Annotated in this window: 23 protein-coding genes; 4 read left to right on the top strand and 19 right to left on the bottom strand. The window is 41.5% G+C overall.

Going from position 1 to position 21916, the window contains the following annotated elements; genetic code table 11:
* Positions 1 to 11: 11 nt before the first annotated feature.
* Genes EHS11_RS18670 through EHS11_RS18660 form a run of 3 tightly spaced genes read right to left on the bottom strand, consistent with a single transcriptional unit; the run spans position 12 to position 2866 of the window.
* Positions 12 to 818: an ATP--guanido phosphotransferase gene (locus tag EHS11_RS18670; RefSeq protein ID WP_135765863.1), complete on the bottom strand. Its 807-nt coding sequence runs from the start codon at positions 816 to 818 to the stop codon at positions 12 to 14.
* A gap of 4 nt (positions 819 to 822) precedes the next feature.
* On the bottom strand, positions 823 to 1521 hold the full coding sequence (locus EHS11_RS18665) for an ABC transporter ATP-binding protein (RefSeq protein ID WP_135765862.1): 699 nt from the start codon (positions 1519 to 1521) through the stop codon (positions 823 to 825).
* Complete coding sequence (locus EHS11_RS18660) at positions 1514 to 2866, bottom strand: ABC transporter permease (protein WP_167884490.1); 1353 nt, start codon at positions 2864 to 2866, stop codon at positions 1514 to 1516. Before EHS11_RS18660 ends, EHS11_RS18665 begins: the two co-directional genes overlap by 8 nt.
* Before the next feature lie 60 nt (positions 2867 to 2926).
* On the opposite strand from EHS11_RS18660, the gene EHS11_RS18655 reads away from it, so the two are divergent.
* Entirely contained in the window at positions 2927 to 3910 is a 984-nt protein-coding gene (locus tag EHS11_RS18655; protein ID WP_135765861.1) for a hypothetical protein, read from the top strand.
* Between the two features lie 4 nt (positions 3911 to 3914).
* Positions 3915 to 4946, top strand: coding sequence for an LIC_10230 family protein (locus tag EHS11_RS18650; RefSeq protein ID WP_167884489.1), 1032 nt, complete (start codon positions 3915 to 3917; stop codon positions 4944 to 4946).
* 10 nt (positions 4947 to 4956) lie between these two features.
* Here the strand turns inward: EHS11_RS18650 and EHS11_RS18645 are convergent, their stop codons facing one another.
* From EHS11_RS18645 to acpP, 6 genes are read right to left on the bottom strand one after another with little or no spacing between them, the layout of a single operon-like run.
* Positions 4957 to 5703, bottom strand: a complete 747-nt coding sequence (locus EHS11_RS18645; protein WP_246048055.1) for a toxin-antitoxin system YwqK family antitoxin — start codon at positions 5701 to 5703, stop codon at positions 4957 to 4959.
* Positions 5666 to 6565, bottom strand: a complete 900-nt coding sequence (locus EHS11_RS18640) for a mechanosensitive ion channel family protein (RefSeq protein ID WP_425460600.1) — start codon at positions 6563 to 6565, stop codon at positions 5666 to 5668. The genes EHS11_RS18645 and EHS11_RS18640 overlap by 38 nt, the downstream gene beginning before the upstream one ends.
* On the bottom strand, positions 6558 to 7658 hold the full coding sequence (aroB, locus tag EHS11_RS18635; protein WP_135765858.1) for a 3-dehydroquinate synthase: 1101 nt from the start codon (positions 7656 to 7658) through the stop codon (positions 6558 to 6560). The genes EHS11_RS18640 and aroB overlap by 8 nt, the downstream gene beginning before the upstream one ends.
* A complete protein-coding gene (locus EHS11_RS18630) occupies positions 7655 to 8116 on the bottom strand; it encodes an NUDIX domain-containing protein (protein ID WP_210413724.1) in 462 nt (153 codons plus the stop codon). Before EHS11_RS18630 ends, aroB begins: the two co-directional genes overlap by 4 nt.
* Complete coding sequence (gene rnc / locus EHS11_RS18625) at positions 8116 to 8856, bottom strand: ribonuclease III (protein ID WP_246048054.1); 741 nt, start codon at positions 8854 to 8856, stop codon at positions 8116 to 8118. Before rnc ends, EHS11_RS18630 begins: the two co-directional genes overlap by 1 nt.
* A 57-nt stretch (positions 8857 to 8913) precedes the next feature.
* Positions 8914 to 9147, bottom strand: coding sequence for an acyl carrier protein (gene acpP / locus EHS11_RS18620; RefSeq protein ID WP_135765856.1), 234 nt, complete (start codon positions 9145 to 9147; stop codon positions 8914 to 8916).
* A gap of 418 nt (positions 9148 to 9565) precedes the next feature.
* On the opposite strand from acpP, the gene EHS11_RS18615 reads away from it, so the two are divergent.
* The gene (locus tag EHS11_RS18615) at positions 9566 to 11059 is read left to right on the top strand and encodes a sulfurtransferase (protein ID WP_135765855.1); all 1494 of its coding nucleotides are present in this window, start codon (positions 9566 to 9568) and stop codon (positions 11057 to 11059) included.
* A 124-nt stretch (positions 11060 to 11183) separates the two neighbouring features.
* Positions 11184 to 11516 carry a hypothetical protein gene (locus EHS11_RS20495; protein ID WP_425460599.1) on the top strand — a complete coding sequence of 111 codons (333 nt, stop codon included), beginning with the start codon at positions 11184 to 11186 and terminating at the stop codon, positions 11514 to 11516.
* A gap of 206 nt (positions 11517 to 11722) precedes the next feature.
* Here EHS11_RS20495 and fabG read toward each other — a convergent pair whose 3' ends face one another.
* From fabG to EHS11_RS18560, 10 genes are all read right to left on the bottom strand, one after another.
* A complete protein-coding gene (gene fabG / locus EHS11_RS18605) occupies positions 11723 to 12484 on the bottom strand; it encodes a 3-oxoacyl-ACP reductase FabG (RefSeq protein ID WP_135765854.1) in 762 nt (253 codons plus the stop codon).
* Between the two features lie 54 nt (positions 12485 to 12538).
* Positions 12539 to 13561, bottom strand: coding sequence for a phosphate acyltransferase PlsX (gene plsX, locus EHS11_RS18600; RefSeq protein WP_135765853.1), 1023 nt, complete (start codon positions 13559 to 13561; stop codon positions 12539 to 12541).
* A gap of 5 nt (positions 13562 to 13566) precedes the next feature.
* Complete coding sequence (gene rpmF, locus EHS11_RS18595; protein ID WP_109020667.1) at positions 13567 to 13767, bottom strand: 50S ribosomal protein L32; 201 nt, start codon at positions 13765 to 13767, stop codon at positions 13567 to 13569.
* Positions 13768 to 13836: 69 nt separating this feature from the next.
* Complete coding sequence (gene hisG, locus EHS11_RS18590; RefSeq protein WP_135765852.1) at positions 13837 to 14451, bottom strand: ATP phosphoribosyltransferase; 615 nt, start codon at positions 14449 to 14451, stop codon at positions 13837 to 13839.
* Entirely contained in the window at positions 14452 to 15207 is a 756-nt protein-coding gene (locus EHS11_RS18585) for a tetratricopeptide repeat protein (RefSeq protein WP_135765851.1), read from the bottom strand.
* A 5-nt stretch (positions 15208 to 15212) separates the two neighbouring features.
* The gene (locus EHS11_RS18580; RefSeq protein ID WP_135765850.1) at positions 15213 to 16913 is read right to left on the bottom strand and encodes a 30S ribosomal protein S1; all 1701 of its coding nucleotides are present in this window, start codon (positions 16911 to 16913) and stop codon (positions 15213 to 15215) included.
* A gap of 23 nt (positions 16914 to 16936) precedes the next feature.
* On the bottom strand, positions 16937 to 17677 hold the full coding sequence (gene cmk / locus EHS11_RS18575) for a (d)CMP kinase (RefSeq protein ID WP_135765849.1): 741 nt from the start codon (positions 17675 to 17677) through the stop codon (positions 16937 to 16939).
* A 67-nt stretch (positions 17678 to 17744) separates the two neighbouring features.
* Positions 17745 to 19526, bottom strand: coding sequence for a methyl-accepting chemotaxis protein (locus EHS11_RS18570; RefSeq protein WP_246048052.1), 1782 nt, complete (start codon positions 19524 to 19526; stop codon positions 17745 to 17747).
* 222 nt (positions 19527 to 19748) lie between these two features.
* A complete protein-coding gene (locus tag EHS11_RS18565) occupies positions 19749 to 21329 on the bottom strand; it encodes a gluzincin family metallopeptidase (protein ID WP_135765848.1) in 1581 nt (526 codons plus the stop codon).
* A gap of 99 nt (positions 21330 to 21428) precedes the next feature.
* Positions 21429 to 21854, bottom strand: a complete 426-nt coding sequence (locus EHS11_RS18560) for a hypothetical protein (RefSeq protein ID WP_135765847.1) — start codon at positions 21852 to 21854, stop codon at positions 21429 to 21431.
* Positions 21855 to 21916 lie beyond the last annotated feature (62 nt).

Here is a 21916-nt window from a genome sequence, read left to right as displayed (position 1 = left end):
ACCGTACCGACTTAAGCGAACCCCAGTAAACCAAGAATTTTATGAAACCGTAGTTTTTGGATCGGATTTGCATTTTTGCAGGAAAACTGCACTTGAACCTCAGAATCCTCTCCTTTCCTACCTCTCTTATCATCGGTAATCAGCCTAAATTCTAAACCAAATCCTAAAATAAGAGATAGATAGGCTTCCAGGTCATTATAAAGGAACATAGGCATCTTCCATTGCAAGCTCAAACGATCCCCTCTTCCCGCATTGGTCGGACAAGAATTCAAAAAACCAGTGCGAGTGGACCAAGCCCAAAGCCCTTTCCTAAACAAAATCTCTCTGACTTTTTTTTTGGAACCCTTTATTTTTTTAAAAAAATTCTTCGAAAAGGGGGAAAACCCGTCTTCGTCGGATAATATGCTTCCTTTTTCCCAAGTAAAAATCCATTCCAGGCGGAGATGATCCTCTTCTTTCCAATAAAAACGGTAGGGATAATCCGGGGAAACAACGGAACTCGATGTTTTCAAATCCAGAGGAATTCCTTTTTCCTCTAACAAAGAAATAATTTTATCGTTTGCGGGAGAATAATAAGGAAAAAATCCGTCCCGCAAACACCGAGTTAGGCGGATACGGCAGGTAACTTCTCTAAACAAAGAAATATGCGGATAAGGAGAATGGTCTATCTTTACCGGAACGGAAATCTCACGATTTTGCGAGTAGAATCGGGTCCAGTCCTTTGGCAAAAAACAGGAAAAACAAGACGGGCATCCGAATTTTCCGGTTTCTAAAAAAACCGGTTCGGAAAGACCACATCTGATGCAATAAAGTGCCAAAGACTCATCCGTTAATCGGTGTTAATCTTCCGGATACGATTCGATTTCTTTTATGAGCCATGGAAGCAAGCTCCATATCATGGGTCACAAGGATCAGTGAAAAACGAAATTCATTTTGCAAGCTTTTAATCAGATCCATCAAATGTCTGGAATTGTCCCGATCCAAATTTCCTGTCGGTTCATCGGCAAGGATGAGTTGTTTTTTTCCCACAAGAGCACGTGCAACACCGACTCTTGCACTCTCTCCTCCTGACAGTTGAGAAGGAAAACTTTCCGTTCTCTCTCCAAGTCCCACCAATTTCAACATCTCCTTTGCTTGGGATTTTGCTTGGTTCAGATTTATTTTGGAAATGAGAAGAGGCATCATTACATTTTCCAAAGCGGTAAAATCAGGCAGAAGCAAATGTTGTTGGAATATAAAAGAGATTTTTTCGGCTCTGAAATTTTCCCTTTGTTTTTCACTCAAGTTTTTAAGAGAAACTCCGCAAACTTCCACCTCACCGCCGTCAAACGAGTCCATTGCACCGAGTATGTTCAAGAGTGTCGATTTGCCTACACCGGAAGCACCTTCTACGGAGGCAATTTCTCCCGCTCTGACCTCAAAGTCCATTCCGGAAAGGATTTGATATTTTTGATCCACCACTTGGTAAAATTTTTCCAAACCGCGAACAGATATAGTTACAGAATTTTCAGAATTAATCATTTCGAATTGTATCCACAGGATTTAAATTTGCAGCCCAACGTGCAGGGAAGTACCCGGCTAACCCAGATAAGATGGTAGAAGCGGTTGTTACCATAAAAATAAAGGAAATATCAATATCCACCGGAATATGATCAAAATAATAAATATCTTTCGGAACAAGCTCCATATGATTCCAATCCCCGGGGTTCAATGTGCTTCCTACCGAATTGATGATTTCGGAGAGACCGCTGATGATTACTTCCAGTTTTGTTGCGACGAATATTCCCCACATTCCACCTACAAGCGAAGAAAGAATTCCGACTACCATGGCATTGAGTGTGAAGATCAGAAGTATATCATTGGAAGCAAGTCCGAGCGCTTTCAATGTTCCGATGGATTTTCTTTTGGCACGGACGAGCGAGTGGACGGTTGCAACCATTCCGAGCGCCGCAAGAACTATGAATAAAAATACAATAATGGAGATGATTGTTTTTTCCAAACGAAGTGCCGCTAGAAAATTTTCCTGTTCTTCCGCAATCGTTCTGACTGACCAGGAAGCTTTTTCCTGGATGGAAGGATTCCAATTGTCTTCGTTCAAACGGTTCAGAATCCTAACTTTTGTTTGTTTCAGATCGTCCAGTGAACTGACCTTAATTGCAATTTGGTTTACGGCACCCTTCATCTTAAAAAAATCCTGAGCCACAGGCAGAGATAAAAATACGAACTTGGAATCGTAATTGTAATACCCCGTTTTAAAAAGCCCTGTTAGTCGGAAAGTCTGGACGTTCACCTGAACCCCCCTCTCCACAGTGAATCTTCCTCCCGGAACCGCCATAGTGATTTCGCGCCCCATCCCGTATCCGAAGATAGCGCTCATTTCTTTTCCGATCACAACCAGTTTTTTCGAATTTATATTTTGAATTTCATCCCGGTTGTAATGCAGAATCCTCGGAAAATTGGGAAGACCGTTCTGAAGCAGCCGTTCCACAGAATCGATCGGCACGGCGCGGATCATAATCGGGTTGAAGTTGTTATTGCTTTGGATGAGTCCGTGGCTTGTGATATTTCCTTCCACGGAAATAATGAAATCTTTGAGTTTCGGATCGCTCTGCAAGTGGGAAATTACTTTCTCATAGTCGTAGATTGCCCCTGAACCGAAGGAATTTTCGATCGTGATGTGCGGACCGCCCTGCCAGAGCGATTCTTTCACCTGTTTTTGGAATCCATTGAAAATGGAAAGTACGACAACAAGCAAAGAGACCCCAACCGCCATAACGATAAAGGAAAGCCTGGACTTAATGGATAAAAATCCTAAAACGCGAGACCCGCGAATGTATCTGGTGGTAATTAATGTGACGATTCCCATGCAAACCTAATCTTTTTGACAGCTTTCTCCGTCAGATGGATACTGTCAAAAAAGAACCTTATGCCAGACACTCCAAATTACTATTCTATTAAGGTGATTGTACGGGACGAAACGAACATGGTTTATTCTATGCTTGCAGCTGTTTTGGACCCGGTCGGAATCCGTACCATCAAATTTGAAGGAGTGGCAAGCGGTAGTCCTTTGATTTTACTCCCTGTCAAGTCCACATTTCAGGACTTTTATAACAGAACGCAGAGAGTTATTTACAAAGGTGATCAACTTAAAAACATCACAAAGTCCATTCACGAAGTTTTAAAGTCATCTTTTAACTCAGAGAGTTTTTTAGAAGAACTGTTCCACTACATAGATCACAATCTGGTGGATAGAATCGAATTTATTTTTACTCAAATTCACAATCGAACCGCAGGTAACTCCAATCCCAGAGTTGAGATTCATTATGAACTGATCGATCCCGCCGATATAGAAAAAACTACGATTGATGAAGAAGAGATCGCAAAAAAAGAAGCTCCTCCCGTAATCGTACCGACTACTTCCGGCTTTATCATTCCTCCCGACAAACAACTGATTCAGTTTCGTTTCCAATTATCTCCTGTTAACGGGACCCCACTTTCCGAATTGAAAGGAGGAGATAATGTTTTTATCCGTTTGTTGCCGGGCGATCCTATCACCAATGCTATCATCGAAAGTTTGGAACTAAAGGAAGATTCAGGCAACATCAAACAGGTTCCTGCAAAGATCGTAAACATTTCCAACTCGAAAAATATTTCCGAAGTGGTAATCAAAATCAATGAGCAGGTTTACGGAAAGATAGTGGAAGAGGAAAATTCCGTAAAAATCAAAACCTTTGACAGTTCTGCGGGAGCCGCTCCCGTATTGACATCGCCTGCGTCCATCACTGCCGTAAGAAAAGCGGGGCAACCGCAAAAACAGAAAGATTCCGAAGACTCCTTTCAAATCATGCCTTTTATCGTATTACTTGTATTAATTGCGGCAGGAATGATCGCCATGATAGTTTATCTCTAACCAAATGAAGAAACACCAAAGACTAATTCCAATCCTCACCCCTATTTTTTTACTAGTGTTAGCATTACACTCCATGTTAGTTGACTACGAATTGGCAGTTTCGGAACCGATCTCCGTCCGTATGGAAGCAAAGGAAGAAGACATCAGCTTTAGTTCGCCGGAACAAAAAATAGAAATCAAGAGAGGAGTTTGGTTCCGAATCGATTATCTAAGCCATATGATCCGGGAGCTGCAAAAGGAAGAACTTCCCATCGATACGACTCCGGAAGAATCCATCGATACGCTCAAACGCATCCTGATCGGGCAAAGGATATTATTCTTCATTCTTATTTTTTATATGTTACTATGTTTCTCTGCATTTGTTTCTTTCCTCTATAAGGCATGGTTCTATTTGCCTTTAAATCGCGGACTATTCTGGTTGGGGATCTTTTGGACCTTGCAACAAACTTTAGTTCATCTTAGGATTGCTACGGAAGGCGGAATCTGGGCTTGGGCAGGAGTTGTCTTTTTTCTTACAAGTCTTGTTCTTTGCATTCTTTCCTCCCTATACATTGAAAAAGGAAAAAAAGAACCTCTTACCTTCGAAACACTCAAACATTCATCCGCTCTGGAAGAAGAAGGACGCGCTCCGGTGGCAAACTCAAGAGCTTCCTATCTCAAGCTTTTGATTCATTTTCTGGTGATCATTCTTGTAGGTGTTCTAATCGGAAATTTCATCTACATCCCTCTCTTCCTGTTACAAAAATACTATGTAACTGAATTTGGAATCTTTATCTTATCCCTGCTCGGGCTTTTGTCCGGGTTCTATATCTATAATTACGGTAAGGTGGGGGGTGAAAAACAACTTTCTTCTCTTCAAAACACATTGGTTAGTGTTTCTTATTTGCAATTCCGTTTTCTAAGGAACGGTTTCCTGGGGATTTTCGGACTGATCTTGGTAGTGTTCTTTGTTACCTTTCTCTTCAGCCTGCTGCTTTTCAATATAGATATCTTGCAAACGAATACAGGTCTTCTTGAGAAAGGAACCGAATTTTAAGTTTTAATATTCAGATACAAACGGAATCGTTCGTTCTTTTGGTTTCGCACCAAACGTTTCCGTTCGGATAATAAGTAGCTCTGTATTCCAGCTCCCCTTCTTCTGTAAAACGCTCGTAAGCTTCCTTTTTTCCGTCCGGATAATAATAAAACCACTCGCTCACTTTTTTATCCGCCAGATAGGAACCTTTGGATTCTATCTTAGTATCAGGATAATATTTCACCCAATCACCTGCGCGGTTTCCGCCGTCGTAAAATCCCCGTTCGCTGACTCTCCCGTTCTTAAAGTAACGGACATACGGTCCGTTTTCATTTCCCCATTCCAAAACGGACATCCAAAATTGTTTTTTGCGAGCCCCTGGTGTAAAATTCATTTCATAATACGGAAGTCCGTCGGAGAAGCTCCATCGCCAAACTCCCGTTCGCTCCATAAGTTTGTATTCTCCGGTGGCAATGACAGTTCCCGTTTGATATTCGTATCTTTCCGACTTTCCATTTGCAATTCCGAACTCATTGACTTCGGTTTTGGAAACAAGGGCTCCAGTCTCGAACCAACCCATTTCCTTTCCGTCTACTACCGCAGTATACACATTCGCTTTGCGATTGTATCTGGCGGACTCGGGTATTTCTTTCGGTCTTTCCCCTTTTCCTTTGCAAGGGGACAAAACAAAACTAAGGCCCATAATGAATACGAGTTGGAAAAGGTAAGATACAAATGTATTATCTTTTAGGTTGGATAAAATAGATTTCAGTTTCATTCTTAAATTGTCTCAGTATTTCTTTTGAAATTAGAATTCGGTTGAGTCGCTTGGATCGAATGGGGGTCAAATAACGAAGCGACAATAGTATATAGCCTTCCGGTTCCAAAGAAGTATACACTATGGGAGTGGATTTTCCCAGTCTCACAAGATAGTTTTTTGATAGTTCTCTTATTTTTTCATCTACCAGTTCCGGTGCAAGGACCAGTTCTTCATGTAAAATATGATTGCAGATCTTTTCGGCTTTCTCCCAATCCGAATCCACGGTGAGGGAAATTTTAAATTCATCCCAAACAAAATCCATAGCATCCGATACCAAAAAAAATCGATGTAAAACAATATTAAAATTGGGAAAATGAATGAGTCTGTTAGTTGACTGCTCTGCCTTCGGATCTCCCGAAATTTCAAGCAGGCTGAATTTTAAAAAACCGATGTTGACTACATCTCCTTTGACATTATCAATCTCAATCCGATCACCCACTTTAAAACCGTTTCCTCCCATGATCATAAACCAACCGACCATATTGAGCCAAACTTCTTTTAGGGAAATAACGATACCGGCTCCCGCCAAACCAAGAACAGTTGGTAACAATTGAAGACTGGAAAAAATAATAGGGAGATAGATGATTATAAAAAACCCGAGATAACCGGTGCGTAAAACTTTTCTCCGGTTGTATTCATGTCCCGGATCTTTTGCAGGGCGAATCCTTTCCAAAACAATCATCGTAATCTTATATATCAATATTGCAAATAGCAACATATAAGCGAAGAGGATTATGGTTGCGGAAAATCCTCTATGCGTATCCAGAACCAAACGGAAAGGGTTCAGTTCGAGATAAAATTCTTTTATGTTTTCACCCAAGTTCATCCCAACCTTTTTGAAATTTAAGAATTTCCAAAACCAAATCTCTTTCTATAGGAACACCAAACTTGTATTTGCCGAAGTCTTCCAATAATACGAAATTTAAAGTATCACCGTCTCTCTTTTTGTCATGTTCCATATGTTCTATGATTTTGGAGGGGTTTTCTTTGATGCTGCGGGGAAGCCCGAGAGATTTCATAATGTGAATCGCTTTTTGCAGTTTTTCACGAGGGAAACCAATTACGCGTTCCGAGAGTAAAAGCGCCGTCACAAGTCCCATGGCAACTGCCTCTCCGTGAGAGTATTTGGAATACTTGGTCAAAGACTCGATCGCATGCCCTGTAGTATGGCCTAAATTCAAAATCGCGCGGACTCCCGCTTCTCTTTCATCCTGAGAAACGATTTTCGCCTTAAACCGGACGGATTCATCAATCGAATAACGGAGTATTTCCGATTCGGGAGAAAAATCGGATCTTTGCATTCGGGAAATTTTCTCTAAAAAATCTCCTCCGGAAAGAAACGCGTGTTTGACGATCTCCGCAATTCCGCAACTCCATTCTCTGGAAGGTAAAGTGGATAATGTAAACAAAGGAGCAAAAACAAATTCCGGTTGATGAAATGCTCCAACCATATTCTTGCCTAAGTCAAGATTGACTGCGACTTTTCCACCCACGGAAGAATCCACACAAGCTAGCAAAGTGGTGGGAACTTGAATAAATCGAATTCCACGCTGATAAGTAGCGGCGACAAACCCGGCAAAGTCTCCGATCACCCCTCCGCCGAAAGCAATGATGACCGCTTTTCTATCCGTATCCTGTTTCACCATTTCATGAAAAACTTTCTTCAATCGGTCGATATGTTTATTTTTTTCGCCCGCCTTAACATAGATAATATGATAAGGAACTTTGATCGATCGAATTTCCTTGATCAGATATTTTTCGTAAATGCCTGCAATGTCTCTATTTGTGATGATGATGAAGCGGGAAACTTTCTTCAGAGCTTCCAATTTTTCACGAAATCCCGCGAGATCTTCATGAAGTTCCACCGGGTATTGGAAACCTGTGCCTTCCACTGTTCTTGATTGCAATATCATGACTCAGCTACCCATTTGCTCGGTACATACGTAGAAAGGGATCTTTTTTTACCTTTGAAATATTCTTTGATATCGGGTCGAAGATCCAGCCTTTGCAATTCTTCAAATGTGAAATACCCGAACCCGGAGATGGCTTTTTCTTGAGGATTGATTTTGGGAACTTGATCCTTTACCTTCACTTGAAATACCAATTGGATCAGGTGCCTTTGTTTTTTGGGATCAATGGATTCGTTCAATAATAAAAATGCCGAGGAAATCACATCCAATTCCAACTCTTCTTTCAATTCTCTTTGCAGCGCTTCTTCGGCAGATTCTCCAAACTCAATTCCACCGCCGGGGAGCAGCCAATACCCCTGTCCTTTTTTTGTCTGTTGGATGAGTAGCACCTTCCCTTTTTTATCTTGGATGAGGGCAGCGACCCGAACTCGCAATCCTTTCTTTTTAAACAAAAAATCAATCATAATAAACCCAATTTAGATAAAGCCAGCTTTGCTGCATTTTGTTCTGCAGAACGTTTGTTTTTTCCTCTGCCTTCCGTTTGGAATACATGATCCAAAGAGACTGCAATCAAAAACAATTTTTCGTGATCAGGGCCTTCTTCTTTCATTACTTCATAGATCGGAATTTTCTTCCACTTTTTCTGGCAATGTTCCTGTAAAATAGTTTTGAAATCTTTCGTTTCTTCCACTTCATCCAACAATTGTTCCATATTCTTGAAGTTAGGTTCCAAAAATCGCCTGCATTCCTCCAAACCTTGGTCCAAATAAAGAGCGCCGAGGAATGCTTCGAAACAATCCGCTTGGAGATTGGTATTGAATTCTCCTTTTTCCTTTTCACCTTTTCCAAGCAACAGAAATTGATTGAATTTATATTTACGGGCAATGGCTGCGATGGCCGGAGCAGATACGATTTTACTTTTTAATTTTGCGAGCTTTCCTTCCTTTCCTTTGGGAAGAGAACGATAAAGATAATCCGCCGCAAGTAATCCCAGGATGGAATCGCCTAAAAATTCCAATCGTTCATTGTCCAGATGATCCCTATCCAGTTCATTGGCAAAGGATCTATGAACAAATGCTTGGTGAAGGATTTTAAGATCTTTGAACTTTGTATCTGTAAGAGACTGAATAGAGTTCAGTTCTCCAAGTCTGGCCGGATTTTGCCAATTTTTAGAATCGTGATAAGAGTGGGAATGGTGCAAAGGCGGGAAAAATCCGGGTTCCCCTTTTGAGAGGAAACCCGGTTTTAAAATTGGGAATTACTGTTTAAGTGAATCGATGTGTTTGATTACATCGCCAACTGTTTGGATTTTTTCTGCGATTTCGTCAGAAATTTCCACACCAAACTCTTCTTCAAGAGCCATAACTAATTCAACTGTATCAAGAGAGTCCGCACCGAGATCATTGATGAAATGAGCATCGATATTTACTTCTGACTCATCAACACCAAGTTGTTCAACGATGATTGACTTAATTTTTTCGAAATCTGCCATGTGTTCCTCCAGGCTTATGCCCCAACTACTGGGACAAAATGTTTAATTGTTTTCGCCAGCACACACGGAAGTGCCCAGCGTTTTTTTAAAATGGAATTGTCGGAATTTTTGGCAAGTCTAAATAGATTATTTTCTAATTGTTGCAAGAGCCATAAAATTGCCATCGTTTAACTAATATTATATGTTTCGTTTTATTGTGCTAAGCCAAAAAGATCCTAAAACCCTTATAAATTGAAGATTTCAAGACCAATTCCTTCATCCATTTCCTTCGCTGATTAGCCAATTAGACTATTTTCCAATACCGTGATCCGTAATAGTAGATTAATAATCTGTTATCATGAATTTTATATATTAATGTAATCACTCTATCCGAAATATAGAAAAAAAAGGTGATTTTAAATCATCAGGAGTCAAAATCATGAAAAAAATATCGATATTAACGAGCCTACTCTTGGCTTTTGCCTTTTTGGGGTTTGCCTGTAAGGAAAAGGATGAGGACAATACAGCTTTGCTTGCAGCAGTTTTGTATCTAAGCAATGGAATTAAAGTCAACTCGGTAAGTGATCTGGTAAACGAATCGAATGCGGATTATACCAAAAACGAATACGGACTGATCGAAGCATCAAAATTGGAAACTTGGGTGAGTGACTGGACTGCAAACAAACCTTCCCATATTTCAGGAAAATTGATCATTCTACAAACTGATGCTGCAGATCGTTATGAGCCCGGCACAAAAGGTTCTTATATAAAAGCAGATGCCGCAAAAGGCGTCTATGTCTATCATTTGGATGACTACCAAACAGGAGGAACTTCCAACTTTCGTTTCAACCAAACCAGAGATTCCGGGCTAATTAAAAATTCAGTTCGTTACCAAGCAAACGGAACCTATGTGGATGAATGGCTGAAAGCATTTGGAATCGACCTGAGTAAAGATTTAGTAGTATTTGCAGTCGGGACAACAACCACTCTGATCAGCGGAAGTGCGACCGGTGGAACACAAGTAGCTTACGATACCGCTGCCAACAAAGGAACCTATGCCAGTGGAGTACAAGACATTGCTCGCGGAGTGTATTGGTTGCGTTATTGGGGTGCAGACATCAAACATCTCGCCATCTTAAACGGTAACCTTTACAAAAATTTCAATAACGCGAGTCTTCTATCTAGCACACGTTCTACGATTCCGAATAACAACAGCGGATTTTCGGTAAAACAACTTCGTGTAGACAATACCGCTCTTACTCTCGGACTGGAAGATATTTATGAAATTGCAAAATCCGATTTGAAAGCAAGTCTCTCGGGAATTACAAGCACACAGTTTCTTATAGATGCGCGTCCTTCCGCTCAGTTCAATGGGACGGTGACTACGATCGGAACCCCCGGTGCTTATTTCATTACAACTTCCTGGGGATTTTCAGGAGCACCTAATGCTGCGGCAAACCCCGCCCAAAAATTCGTATTATTTGAAGGCGGAATCAAAGGAGCCGTTGATTTCCCTTGGGTAGATTTACTTGGTGATTCCACAACCGGATTCAAATTTGTTTCTAAAGACAGTTTAAAAACAATATTTACAAACAAGGGTTATATAGCAGGAAAAACGGTAATTTCCCAATGTCGAACCAACTTTGAAGCGCAAGTAAACGGATTTGCCGCACTGAATGTATTGGGTTATCCTACCGCTTTCTATGACGGGTCTCTTGTGGAGTGGACTTCCGTTGCGGCGACTCACCCTTCTTCCGAATTCAATAAGGTAACTTCCAGTTTCAAATGGAGAACGGATTCTGATACGGTATCACGCATCCTTTGGTACAACGGAACCGCAGCAGATATTACCCGCACACAAGCAGCGGAAATAGATCCGACGGCAACAACCACAAAAAAGTTTATCCAAGAGGATAAAGCTTACAAATATTAATCATTCATTTCTCCAAGTTTGATTTTCATGTATGTTCTGGCCCTCATCTTGAACAAGTGAGGGCTTTTTTTGTGCCGCCGTTCCTCTATTGCATTTAAAACACCAATAACGGATAACATTGATTATGTGGCATGGTTTGAATTTAGCTTCTCCATTGGGAGACTCCAGGCAAATCAGAGAAAACAATTCCAATCAGTTTGCAATCGACTTTGTTTATTCCAATTACGGATCCTACCTTCGAAAGGCGAACCAAACTCTGGAAGATCCTTGGCTCCCTACTCCTCTTGGAAATATTTCTTCCGCTGATGCACATTTGAATTTCAGAGATAAGGGAGGTGTTCAACCGGGACTTGAACACAAGTTAAACGAAATCTGGACTTATCGTTTGGGATATAGTTATAACACGGAATCTACTTTCCTAAACGTTACACTTGGTGCCACAAAAAAGTTTGAATGAAATAACGAGTGAAACTTGGCTCGCGGAGGCGAGAAACTCATATCGAAGTAGCGAGAGTACTACTCGCTTGTTTTGAGAAAATGCTTTATAAAAAACAATTCTTAAAAGCAAGCGAGGCGCTTCTCGCGGTCGCGTAGGCCAGGACGGCCGAAGCTTTTTCGTCGGAACAGGATGTTCCGCGAAAAAGAGCGAGCAGCGCCGAGCGCTTAGTGACCGCCGCCTGGTAAAAATCCGCCACCATTGATGTCTAATACGTGGCCTGTGATGAAGGAAGAAGCATCCGAAGCAAGGAATGCAATCCCGTTGGCGATGTCTTCAGGAAGACCAGCACGTTTCAATGGAATCGCAGCAACCATTCCGGCTTTGATGTTTTCAGGAATCGCTTCCGTCATTTCAGTTGCGATAAATCCCGGAGCGATCGCATTGCATCTGATTTTTCGGGAAGCCATCTCCAGTGCTACGGCTTTCGTAAAACCGATTACGCCTGCTTTGGAAGCGGAATAATTTGTTTGCCCGATGTTACCGTTTTCTCCGGAAATGGAAGAAAGGTTGATGATAGATCCGCCGTTTTCCTGTTTCATCATGATTTTGATTGCGGCTTGAGTGCAAAGATAAGTACCTGTTAGGTTAACAGCAATGACAGCATCCCACTGTTCTTTTTTCATTCTCATAAGAAGAGTATCACGAGTGATACCGGCGTTGTTTACCAGGATGTCTACGGAACCGAATTCTTTATGAGCAGCTGCAATCAGATTTTGCGCATCTTCTTCAACAGATACGTTTCCAATCACTGCGATCGCTTTGTATCCCTTTGATTTCAACTCTTCAGCTGTTGCTTTTGTCGTTTCTGGGTTCATGTCAGCAACTACAATGTTAGCGCCAAGAGATGCAAGTTTGAGACAAGTCCCTTTTCCAATCCCTCTCGCACCACCAGTTACAATTGCAGTTTTTCCGGTTAAATTAATCATCTCATTCTCCTAACTAATCATTTATACTGTTCTATTAAAAAATAAATCCTTTGATCAAATAGAATCGCCCATTACAGTGCGAAACTCCAATATTCTTGCGGCGATTCTTTCGTTTACTTTCTGTTTGGCGCACTCGGTGATCACTCTAATCGCATTTTTTACGGCAAGGGCGCTGGAAGATCCGTGTCCGATCATACAAATTCCTTCCACTCCCAAGAGAAGAGCGCCGCCGTATTCTGCATAATCGAGTCTTTTTTTTACCGCAGTGAATGTGGATTTGAGAAGCAACGCACCTGTTTGCGCAAAGCTGGACTGACGGATGGAATTTTTTAAAACATTAAAAATGGATTTGGCAAGTCCTTCCGTCGCTTTCAAAACGATATTTCCAGTATAACCATCACAGACGACTACGTCCACATCCCTTCCGCTACCGTAAAGATCGCGTCCTTCCACATTTCCTATAAAATTGAATGGTATTTTTTTTAAGATTTCAAAAGTTTTAACAGTTACTGCGTTTCCTTTTTTGTCCTCTTCCCCGTTGGATAAAATTCCAACCTTGGGATTTTGGATTCCGAAAACTTCGCGGGAATAAATTTCTCCCATAACTGCGAATTGGGCAAGATACTCGGGTTTGCAGTCCACATTGGCACCAGCATCCAGAAGCAACAGTGGGGGACCCACTTCTCTGGGAATGGGTGCAGCAATAGGAGGTCGCAGAACACCTGGCAGGCGGCCCATATGGAGAAGTGCTGCGGCCATCGTAGCACCGGTGTTACCCGGTGAAAATACTCCGACACATTCTTTTTCAGCTACAAGTCTGACTGCTTTTACAACGGAGGAATCTTCCATTGCGCGAACTGCAATGGAAGGAGAATCATTCATTCCTATGATTTCCGTAGAATGAACGACACGGATTTTTTCCGTATCATAATCAAATTTCAAGAGAAGATCTAATAACTCTTGTTCATCTCCGACTAAAGATACAGAGAGGCCTAGTTCCCGCACTGCGAGAACTGCGCCTTCAACAATACATTCCGGACCGTAATCCCCGCTCATCGCGTCTACGGCGACCCACATAACTTTTAGTTATCTTCAGTAGTCTTTTTTACTTTCGGAGCGAGAACGAGCGCGCCTTTGTAGAAACCACAGTAAGGGCACACACGGTGAGAAAGAATATAAGAACCACAATTGGTACAAGGGTTCAAGTTAGGTTTGCCAATGGCGTGATGTGCTCGTTTGGTTCTAACTTTTGATTTCGATTTGCGTCGCTTTGGGACTGCCATGACTATCCTCGATGGATTTATTACTAAGTTTTTACTATGGTTTCTAAAATGGTACCGAAAACAAGATATTTAATTTTCTAGGCTCTCAATTAGCGATCGCAGTTCATCCTGTTTGGCATAAAAGGAAGACCGGTTGCAAACTAGCCTTGCCGTGCTAAATAAGATGGATTCGATTTCTTTCAGACCATTTGCTTTGAGAGTTCCCCCGGTAGAAACCAAGTCCACAATACAATCGGAGAGACCTACAATCGGTGCAAGCTCAATGGAACCATACAGTTTGATCACTTCGCAGGAAATTCCTTTTGAAAAGAAGTATTCTTTAGTCAATTCGGGGTATTTGGTTGCAACACGCACTTTAGATCGTTTGGCATAAAGATCAAAATCAGGGAAACTCGCCAAAGAAAGTCTGCACTCTCCTATCTTTAGATCCACAGGTGAGATCAGATCGTATTTTCCTTCTTTGATTATGTCCCATCCGACAATCCCTGCATCTGCAGAACATTCTTCCACATAAGTGCATACATCCTGGGAGCGAACAAAAAGAAGGCGGAGTCTTTTGTCTTTGGATACGAAGGTGAGTTCTTTGGAATCAGAGGGTGGAAGAGAATCCAACCACCCTTTGTCTTTGAGTATCCGGGCGCTTTCCTCTGCAAGCCTCCCCTTAGGAAGAGCGAGGGTGAGCACTTAAGATTTCCCGATTTTTAAAAGTAGATAACTTGCGAGAAGCTTTACGTCTTCCAATGAATCAGCGGCAGTTCCGTCGATTTTCAAAACTTTTTCCAAGTTGATCTTGGCACCCGTCTTGTCTCCATTTTGAAATTGCAGTCTTGCCGTATGATAAAATGCCCACGCTTTGAACTGATTGATCTCTCTGCTCGTTTCAAGGAGGGTGGATGCAATTTTATAATTTTCTAATGCTTTTTTGGAATCGGATACCTGGTCTCTGTAATTGCCCGCAATATAAAAGTAATACGCTTTGATTTCTTTCGGAGTATCTATCTTTTTGCCGGCAAGTTCGATGTATTCTGCAGCTTTTGCAAAGTCACCTTTCTCTGCATAAAGTCGGGAAAGATCCTTCCAAACTCTAAGTTCCATTTTGCCCGTGCTTTGTTCTTTTAGAAAGACTTCCAGATTGGCAATTTGTTTTTCAGGACTGAGATTTGCCTTTTTGGCTTTGTTTTGAAGATCCTCAAGAAGAATCGTTTCTTTCTGGAATCTATGATCCGCATACTCGAAGTATCCGATCACTGCCGCAAGTACGATGACAACGGCACCGATTCCTAAAAAAACATTCCTTCTGTTTCTGACAAAAAAATGAGAAAACTTTAAAAAATAAAGTTCGGACTTTGTCCCTTCGAAGTCTGCGAACTCATCTTTATGAGTCCGCACTTCTTCTTCCCGTTTTTTGTCGATGAGGTTCTTCTTTACAAACTTATCCATACGAACTAACGGTTGTTATTTAAATTCATGAAAGATCCGATCGACTCTCTGGAAGGAGTGTTGTCCTCTTTCATATATTTCGCCATCTCTTCTCTTTCTACCGCTTTATCAAAGTCTTTGATGGAAAGGGAAATCTTCTTGTTGTTCGGCTCGATCTTAACTACAACAGTGCGAACTTGTTCGCCTACTTTGTATAGTTCTTCCAATTTGATATTTCTACCGTCAGGGATTTCCGAAATATGAACTAGTCCTTCGAAACCGGGTTCTACTTCCACGAACACACCGAAACTAACGATGGATTTCACTCTGCCTTCTACAAGAGTACCCGGTGGGTATTTTTTGCGAAGTGCTTCGTAAGGATGTTCTAATAATTGTTTGAGACCACAGCTGATTCTTTGTGCGTCCAAATTCACATCCAGGATTTTGAATTGGATGGATTGGCCTTTTTTCAAAAGAGAAAGAGGGTTTTTTTCCTTTTCATCCCAAGTGATGTCGGAGATATGAATGAGTCCTTCGATTCCGTTTTCTACTTCGACAAAGGCACCGTATTTGGTGATTCCAGTGACTTTACCTTCAAGAACATTGCCTGCACGCACATTGGAAGACAGAGCTTCCCAAGGGTTCGGCAATAATTGTTTGAGTCCGAGAGAAAGTCTGCGGGCTTCAAAATCAATGTCTAAGATTTCAGAATCTACTTCCTGGCCTTTTTTCAATACATCTTTCGGATGAGGCGGTTTTTTCGCCCAAGAAAGTTCGGTAGTGTGAATGAGTCCTTCCAAACCTTCTTTGAGTTCTACGAAAGCGCCGAAGTTGGTCATGGAAGTCACGATTCCGCGAACAACCATACCTTTTTCCAGTTCTTTCTTAGCCCAGATCCAAGGATCTTCATACAGTTGTTTGATGCCTAACGAAAGTTTGTTGTTCTCTTTGTCTACTTCGAGAACAATCACTTCCACTTCCGCGCCGATCTGGAAGTATTGTTTGAAAGGAGCGAATTTTTTATAAGAAATATCGTTTTGGCGAAGAAGACCTACTACTTCGTAAACAGACAGAAATACTCCGAAGTTTGCAATTTTTACAACCTTACCTTGTACTTTGTCGCCTACTTTTACTTTTTCAAGTAACTCTCCCCATTTTTCGCCGTTGATCTCATCTAACAGTGTTTTGCGGGAAACAACACCTGTTTTTGTTTTTTCATTGAGTTCTATGATTTTGACTTGGAATTCTTTTCCACCTTCGGTGGCTTCTTTGAAGCGAACTCCTACGTGAGAGGCAGGTAAAAAAAGTTGAATGCCTTCGCTTTCAACCAGGTATCCTTTGTTTTTAACTTCGCTTACGATTTTACCGGATAAAGGGTAACCGTTTACGCTTGCATCCTTGATCGTTTCCCAACCAACTCTTTGGTCTGCTTCCTTTTTCGAGAGAATTGAATATCCATCGACTCGCTTTTTTACAATGGCACTGACTCGTTCGCCTCGTTTGGGGGCTTCCGAAAAATCTTCACGTGGAACACGTGCTTCTAATTTTTCACCGATGTCTAAGAAGACTGTGTCTCCGATTACGTCTACGACGGTGCCTTCAATGAGCAGTCCTTTACTGCCTGCATTGCTTTCTTGTTCTTGCGATTGCGACTGTGATTCCCACTTTTCAAGGAGTTCTCCGAAAGTGGTCTCGTTTTTGGGGGAAGAAGGGTTGGTTGAATTCAATGGTACTTACCGGGATACAAAACTTAAATTTGTCCAGGCAGAGAAAGCTTGGACAGGATAGTATTTAAGACAGCTTCTGTTTCAAGCCCGCTCGTGTCAATACGGAATGCGTCCTGAGCCTGTAGGAGGGGGGCTACAGCCCTACTTTCATCCGAATGATCCCGAGATTCGATTTCTTCTTTGAGATGTTCGAAATTCACTTGAATTCCCTTCTTTTCCAGCTCCAAAAACCTTCTTTTCGCACGAACCTCGGAGGAAGCCGTCAGGAAAAACTTGAATTTGGCATTCGGGAAAACTTCCGTTCCTATGTCTCTTCCGTCCATCACCAGCTTGTGTTTTTTGGCAAAATCCCGGATTCTTTCGTTCACAAAATCGCGAAATATGCGTTGGCTGGCAATGTAGCGGATCAGGCGGGTGATTTCAGGAGTCCGAATCTCTTCGGAAATATCCCTCCTGCCTAGAAAAATCTGATTTTCTCCCGAATCGGAAAGTTCGCAGGAAAGTGGTACCTCCGACAAAACAAATCCGAATTCTTCCTTCTCCTTTCCGAGTAAGCTAGCATCCGCTAATTTCTCTGTGAAAAAAGAAAACTCTTCGGGATCTCCATCTTCTTTGGAAAACTTTTCCCATATAGCAAGCGTTAATCCTCTATAAAAAGCGCCCGAGTCCAAATACAAAAACCCTATTTTTTTTGCAAGCAACCGGGCAATCGTACTTTTACCTGAGCCTGCAGGTCCATCAATTGCGATGACAGAATCAATCATAAGGAATACTTATCAACACGTCTTCCTCCAGTCCAGAATCAAATTGGAGGGAAACCTGGGGTCAGATCTAAATTCTAAACTTTCCGATTTCCTTATTTAATTCCAGGGCGAGTTTGCTCAAACGATTTGCGGCAGTAATGACTTCATCGGATGATTCCATTTGTTTTTGGGAAAAGCCCGCAATCCCCTGGGTGTTCTCGGAAATGCTGCTCGTCATATGCGCCAATTGTTCTGTGGATGCGTTCAACTCTTCGGTGCTTGCGGAAATTTCTTCCGTAGTTGCAGATACATTTTGTACTTCATCGGTAACTTTTTCAATGGAAGACAAAATCAATTGGAAAGTTTCTCCCACTTCATTGACCATCTGCACTCCCACATCCACTTCTTTGTTCCCCTTCTCCATCATATTGACGGAACTCAAAGTGTTTTTTTGAATCTCTCCGATGAGGACTGTGATTTGTTTTGTGGCATTCTCGGATCTTTCCGCAAGTTTACGAACTTCATCCGCAACGACCGCAAAACCTTTTCCATTATCTCCGGCGCGCGCCGCTTCAATAGCAGCATTTAACGCAAGTAAGTTTGTTTGACTGGCGATTTGATTGATCGTATCCACAATCTGGCCGATTTCTTTGGAGTTTTCGCCCAAAGTATGAATACTGGAAGAGATACCGCTTACAGATGAATTGACAACTTGCATCTGTTTGATGGTCTGACCGACAACTTCCCTTCCCTCCTGAACTCTTTCCAAAACATTGTTTGCAAGAGAAGAAACAACCGATGTCGCTTCTGCAATTTTTGCTATTGCCTGTGCGTTTTCATCCATTGCATTTTTGTTTTCCGAAAATGCATTCAACTGATTTTCCGCATTGGTAGAAACCTCTTGAACGGATTGGGAAATGGAAGTGGCTACGGAAGAAGAATGTTCCGCGCTGGAATAAAGATTTTTTGCAGAATCGGAAACTTGCTCGGATGAGAATGATACTTTTTTAATCATCTCTCTCAAACTCCGGGTCATGATATTGAAATCGGCGGCAAGCAGTCCGAACTCATCCATGAATTTCAAATCCGCATTCTGAGTGAGATCGCCTTCACTTGCACGTTCGACTACCGATTTGATTTTATTGATTTTGCGGGAGATGATTCCTGCAAAGAAATAAGATAGAATTAAAGAGAATATAAGTGCGATACTTGCAGCTAACAAGAACTTGATTTGTAGAATTTTCAATCTTTCTTCGTAGATGATCTCTTCCCTACCGCCCGATCCTACAATCCAGTTCCAAGGTTCGTAGTAAGCCTGGTAAGCAATCCAATAATAGATAGGCTCTTGACCTTCCTGCCACATCTCCCGAACGATCCGTCCCGTCTTTTCTTTGTTAGACCAAGTATCGCGCACTGTATATTTGCCGCCAACCTGGTAGTCCCAAAGATTGACACCTTCTATATTGAAAGGGTTCATGGTAAACATTCCGTCCGGTTGGGAAGCCCAAACTCTCATATCCAGTTTTGCCGACATTTTCCCCTTGGACAAATCCCTCACGCCATCGGAACCTTTGGGACCAAGTATGTAATTTTTAGCTCTTTCTTGGGCCTCGGGAAGAGAGATCTTTCCCGCTTTCACATCCTCGTTCAAAAGATCAATGAGTCCCACGGAATCTTTTACGATATTTGTAAACATCTCTTCTCCGATATTCAGAATCTGGGTTTTTGCGGAATCATAAACGATATAAAAAATAGGAATGAGGACTAAGTTGAGTATGATAAACATGAAAAGCATCATCTGCAATCTGATGCTTAGAGATTTAATTTTTTTTAAAGCGGACTCGGAACTTTGGGAAACTGCGTTTACCATAATAATTGTTAGGTTCTCCTGAAAAAGCGATTAGACACACCTCTCATCGGCTTTTCCGCAGGATGAGCTATGAAAATACGACGAAGAATTGTTTGGCTTTTCGAAAAATCTTTCCAAATTCTACCAAAAAGCCATGGAAACAAATTTCCATCCGAAAGTATCTTTCGATCTTAATGTCTATTGGTCATGATTTATCAGACAGTTCATTTGGCGAGGTGTGTTCTAAGTCTCAGGAAAGCGATAGATAAAATTTCCTCCCAGAATGCCCGGATAAGCAAACTCCAAACGAAACATTCCGTCAGTCGATTTACCTTTCTCTCCATAATACAACCTGACTTCCTTATCCATTGTTCTATAGAAAAGATAATTGTTTTTTACATAATCATATAGTTTTAAATATTGTATCTGATCTTCTTCCGATAATTTTGGATCGGGTCGACCCGGATTTTTGCTGGCAAAACGCAATTTTCCGGAAAGATAAGACAGATTGTTTTTTAACAAATAAAATCCCGGATCAGCTTGTTCCAAATCTATCACCATCGGTATTTTCATCCGGTTGCAATGCCAGTAAAATCTCAAATTAGGATCTTCCACACTGACATTACTCCAAAGAAACTCAAACTCGTTTCTATTTGAACACATAACTTTTGTTTTAGAGTCTGAATTGGGAAGAAGCTTCGGTGTTTTCGGTAACAATCCGAATACGGTTTCTTTTTTGCTGTGTTTGGTAAATACTCCATGAGGAAGAAATACGGAAGTCTCTACTTTTCGAACCAATTCCAACGCGAAAACATCACCTTGAGCTTTTTTTACCTCTCGGAAAAGAGAGGAAGAAAGTGCGTCTAAAAACTCGGGGAAAAAACGGGGAGCAGCATCTGTTCCGGATACTGCCTGCAATATAGTAACGTCCGCTAGGTCCTTTCCGACTACACTTCTGTATTGCCATAACAAAGACGGTATAAATCTCAAATCCTTTTTGAATTCGGATTCGATCCCGGTATCGTAACTTCCGAAACTTTTGTCCAATCGAAAGGAAGTCACCAGAAGCTGACGTTTTACACCCTCACATGTCTTATAAGTATATAATTCGGGATGATCCAACATGGATGCAGTATAATAATCGGACAACCCTTCACTCAAGGACTTGCCTATGGAATTGTTTCCCAAATACTGTCCCGTGATTAAATGCGTGTATTCATGATAGATTGCATCCGGGCAAAGCGCCGTATCAATGATCCGATCTATTGCAAATGTTCCGCCGATAACCGGAAAAGACCATTTGGGTGCAAACCAAAGTTCGCTGTTCCAGCCGCTTTTTGAACCGGACGGAGGTATAGTCAACGCGGTATTTTTCAGCGATATCTTTTTATCGTAATAATCCGTCGGTGAATACGCGTAAGGTGCATCGATCCGAATCCGAATGGGAGGATTGAATGCGGTGATATCCTTTTTAAAAGATGCTTTTTTAGATATGTATCGAAACCTATTTTCTATTTTTTGAAGATGATATCCCAAAGTCATAAGTTTCAAATTTCCTTCTACTTGTTCCAAAGGAACGGGCAAAGACTCCATGCCGGAATGGATGGAAAAATGTTCGAGCGTATAATTGGTAGTGGACCTAAGTCCCAAATCATTCAGAGTTATGTTCTTATGTACAAATGCCTTTTCGGATTCGTCCCAATCCAAGATCTGATTCTGTTTCCTTTCTTCCGAATAGGATGGCATTGTATAAAAAAATAAAAGAACGAGTATGATGAAATAAAATTTCGACTTTGAGTTCAAAAATAGTTTATACCTCTTCATTGTAAAATCCCTCTCTGCTTGTAACATTGTTTTGTATTAAAAAGAAAGGCTCCCGTTTCTTTAAAAATTTCAGAAACGAAAGCCTCCGCTTAACTAGGATTATAATCCCAATCCTATGCTGTTGTACAATCCGCCTGTAGTAAGAGTATTCAGACCGCCTGCATGAACCACCAAAGCAACAACCGCTACAACTCCGACGGATGCTACTGCATTTGTAATAATTACAAAATTGTTTCCATGCAAGTAGCTACCTGTTGACTTTTGCAATTGGACGGATGCTACAATCTGATCCATATCCTGATCCAAAGTTCCTGCAAACTCTGAGTTTTTGATTTCTCTTTTGAGGCGGGCGAATTCAGCAGGTGTAATATGTGCCTGAAGATATTCGTTCGCTTCTTTGGAAGTCATTCCGCTCTTTGCAAACGATTGCGCAAGTTCACGAACACTCATTGCACCGGAAGGAGCTGCAAATGCCGCTTGTGCACTGAGCGCAAATGCTAAGATCAAACTAATTTTCTTTTTCATGGTAGAATCCTTTTGAATCGAATTGATCGGGTGAAAAGTTTTTCTTTTGAAGTGAACTTACC

This window comes from Leptospira ilyithenensis (genome assembly GCF_004771005.1).
In the GTDB taxonomy this organism is placed as follows: Bacteria; Spirochaetota; Leptospiria; order Leptospirales; family Leptospiraceae; genus Leptospira_A; species Leptospira_A ilyithenensis.
This window is presented reverse-complemented; position numbering and strand designations above follow the sequence as displayed.

Excerpts from the sequence above, each read along its gene's own strand:
- plsX (WP_135765853.1), bottom strand. The coding sequence starts at position 13,561 with ATGTGGGTCGCCGTAGACGCGATGAGCGGGGATTACGGTCCGGAATGT.
- fabG (WP_135765854.1), bottom strand. The coding sequence starts at position 12,484 with ATGATTAATTTAACCGGAAAAACTGCAATTGTAACTGGTGGTGCGAGA.
- EHS11_RS18585 (WP_135765851.1), bottom strand. The coding sequence starts at position 15,207 with ATGGATAAGTTTGTAAAGAAGAACCTCATCGACAAAAAACGGGAAGAA.
- EHS11_RS18645 (WP_246048055.1), bottom strand. The coding sequence starts at position 5,703 with ATGAAACTGAAATCTATTTTATCCAACCTAAAAGATAATACATTTGTA.
- EHS11_RS18570 (WP_246048052.1), bottom strand. The coding sequence starts at position 19,526 with ATGGTAAACGCAGTTTCCCAAAGTTCCGAGTCCGCTTTAAAAAAAATT.
- EHS11_RS18655 (WP_135765861.1), top strand. The coding sequence starts at position 2,927 with ATGCCAGACACTCCAAATTACTATTCTATTAAGGTGATTGTACGGGAC.
- EHS11_RS18565 (WP_135765848.1), bottom strand. The coding sequence starts at position 21,329 with ATGAAGAGGTATAAACTATTTTTGAACTCAAAGTCGAAATTTTATTTC.
- EHS11_RS18650 (WP_167884489.1), top strand. The coding sequence starts at position 3,915 with ATGAAGAAACACCAAAGACTAATTCCAATCCTCACCCCTATTTTTTTA.
- EHS11_RS18660 (WP_167884490.1), bottom strand. The coding sequence starts at position 2,866 with ATGGGAATCGTCACATTAATTACCACCAGATACATTCGCGGGTCTCGC.
- EHS11_RS18615 (WP_135765855.1), top strand. The coding sequence starts at position 9,566 with ATGAAAAAAATATCGATATTAACGAGCCTACTCTTGGCTTTTGCCTTT.
- EHS11_RS18560 (WP_135765847.1), bottom strand. The coding sequence starts at position 21,854 with ATGAAAAAGAAAATTAGTTTGATCTTAGCATTTGCGCTCAGTGCACAA.
- aroB (WP_135765858.1), bottom strand. The coding sequence starts at position 7,658 with ATGATATTGCAATCAAGAACAGTGGAAGGCACAGGTTTCCAATACCCG.
- EHS11_RS20495 (WP_425460599.1), top strand. The coding sequence starts at position 11,184 with ATGTGGCATGGTTTGAATTTAGCTTCTCCATTGGGAGACTCCAGGCAA.
- acpP (WP_135765856.1), bottom strand. The coding sequence starts at position 9,147 with ATGGCAGATTTCGAAAAAATTAAGTCAATCATCGTTGAACAACTTGGT.
- EHS11_RS18665 (WP_135765862.1), bottom strand. The coding sequence starts at position 1,521 with ATGATTAATTCTGAAAATTCTGTAACTATATCTGTTCGCGGTTTGGAA.
- rpmF (WP_109020667.1), bottom strand. The coding sequence starts at position 13,767 with ATGGCAGTCCCAAAGCGACGCAAATCGAAATCAAAAGTTAGAACCAAA.
- cmk (WP_135765849.1), bottom strand. The coding sequence starts at position 17,677 with ATGATTGATTCTGTCATCGCAATTGATGGACCTGCAGGCTCAGGTAAA.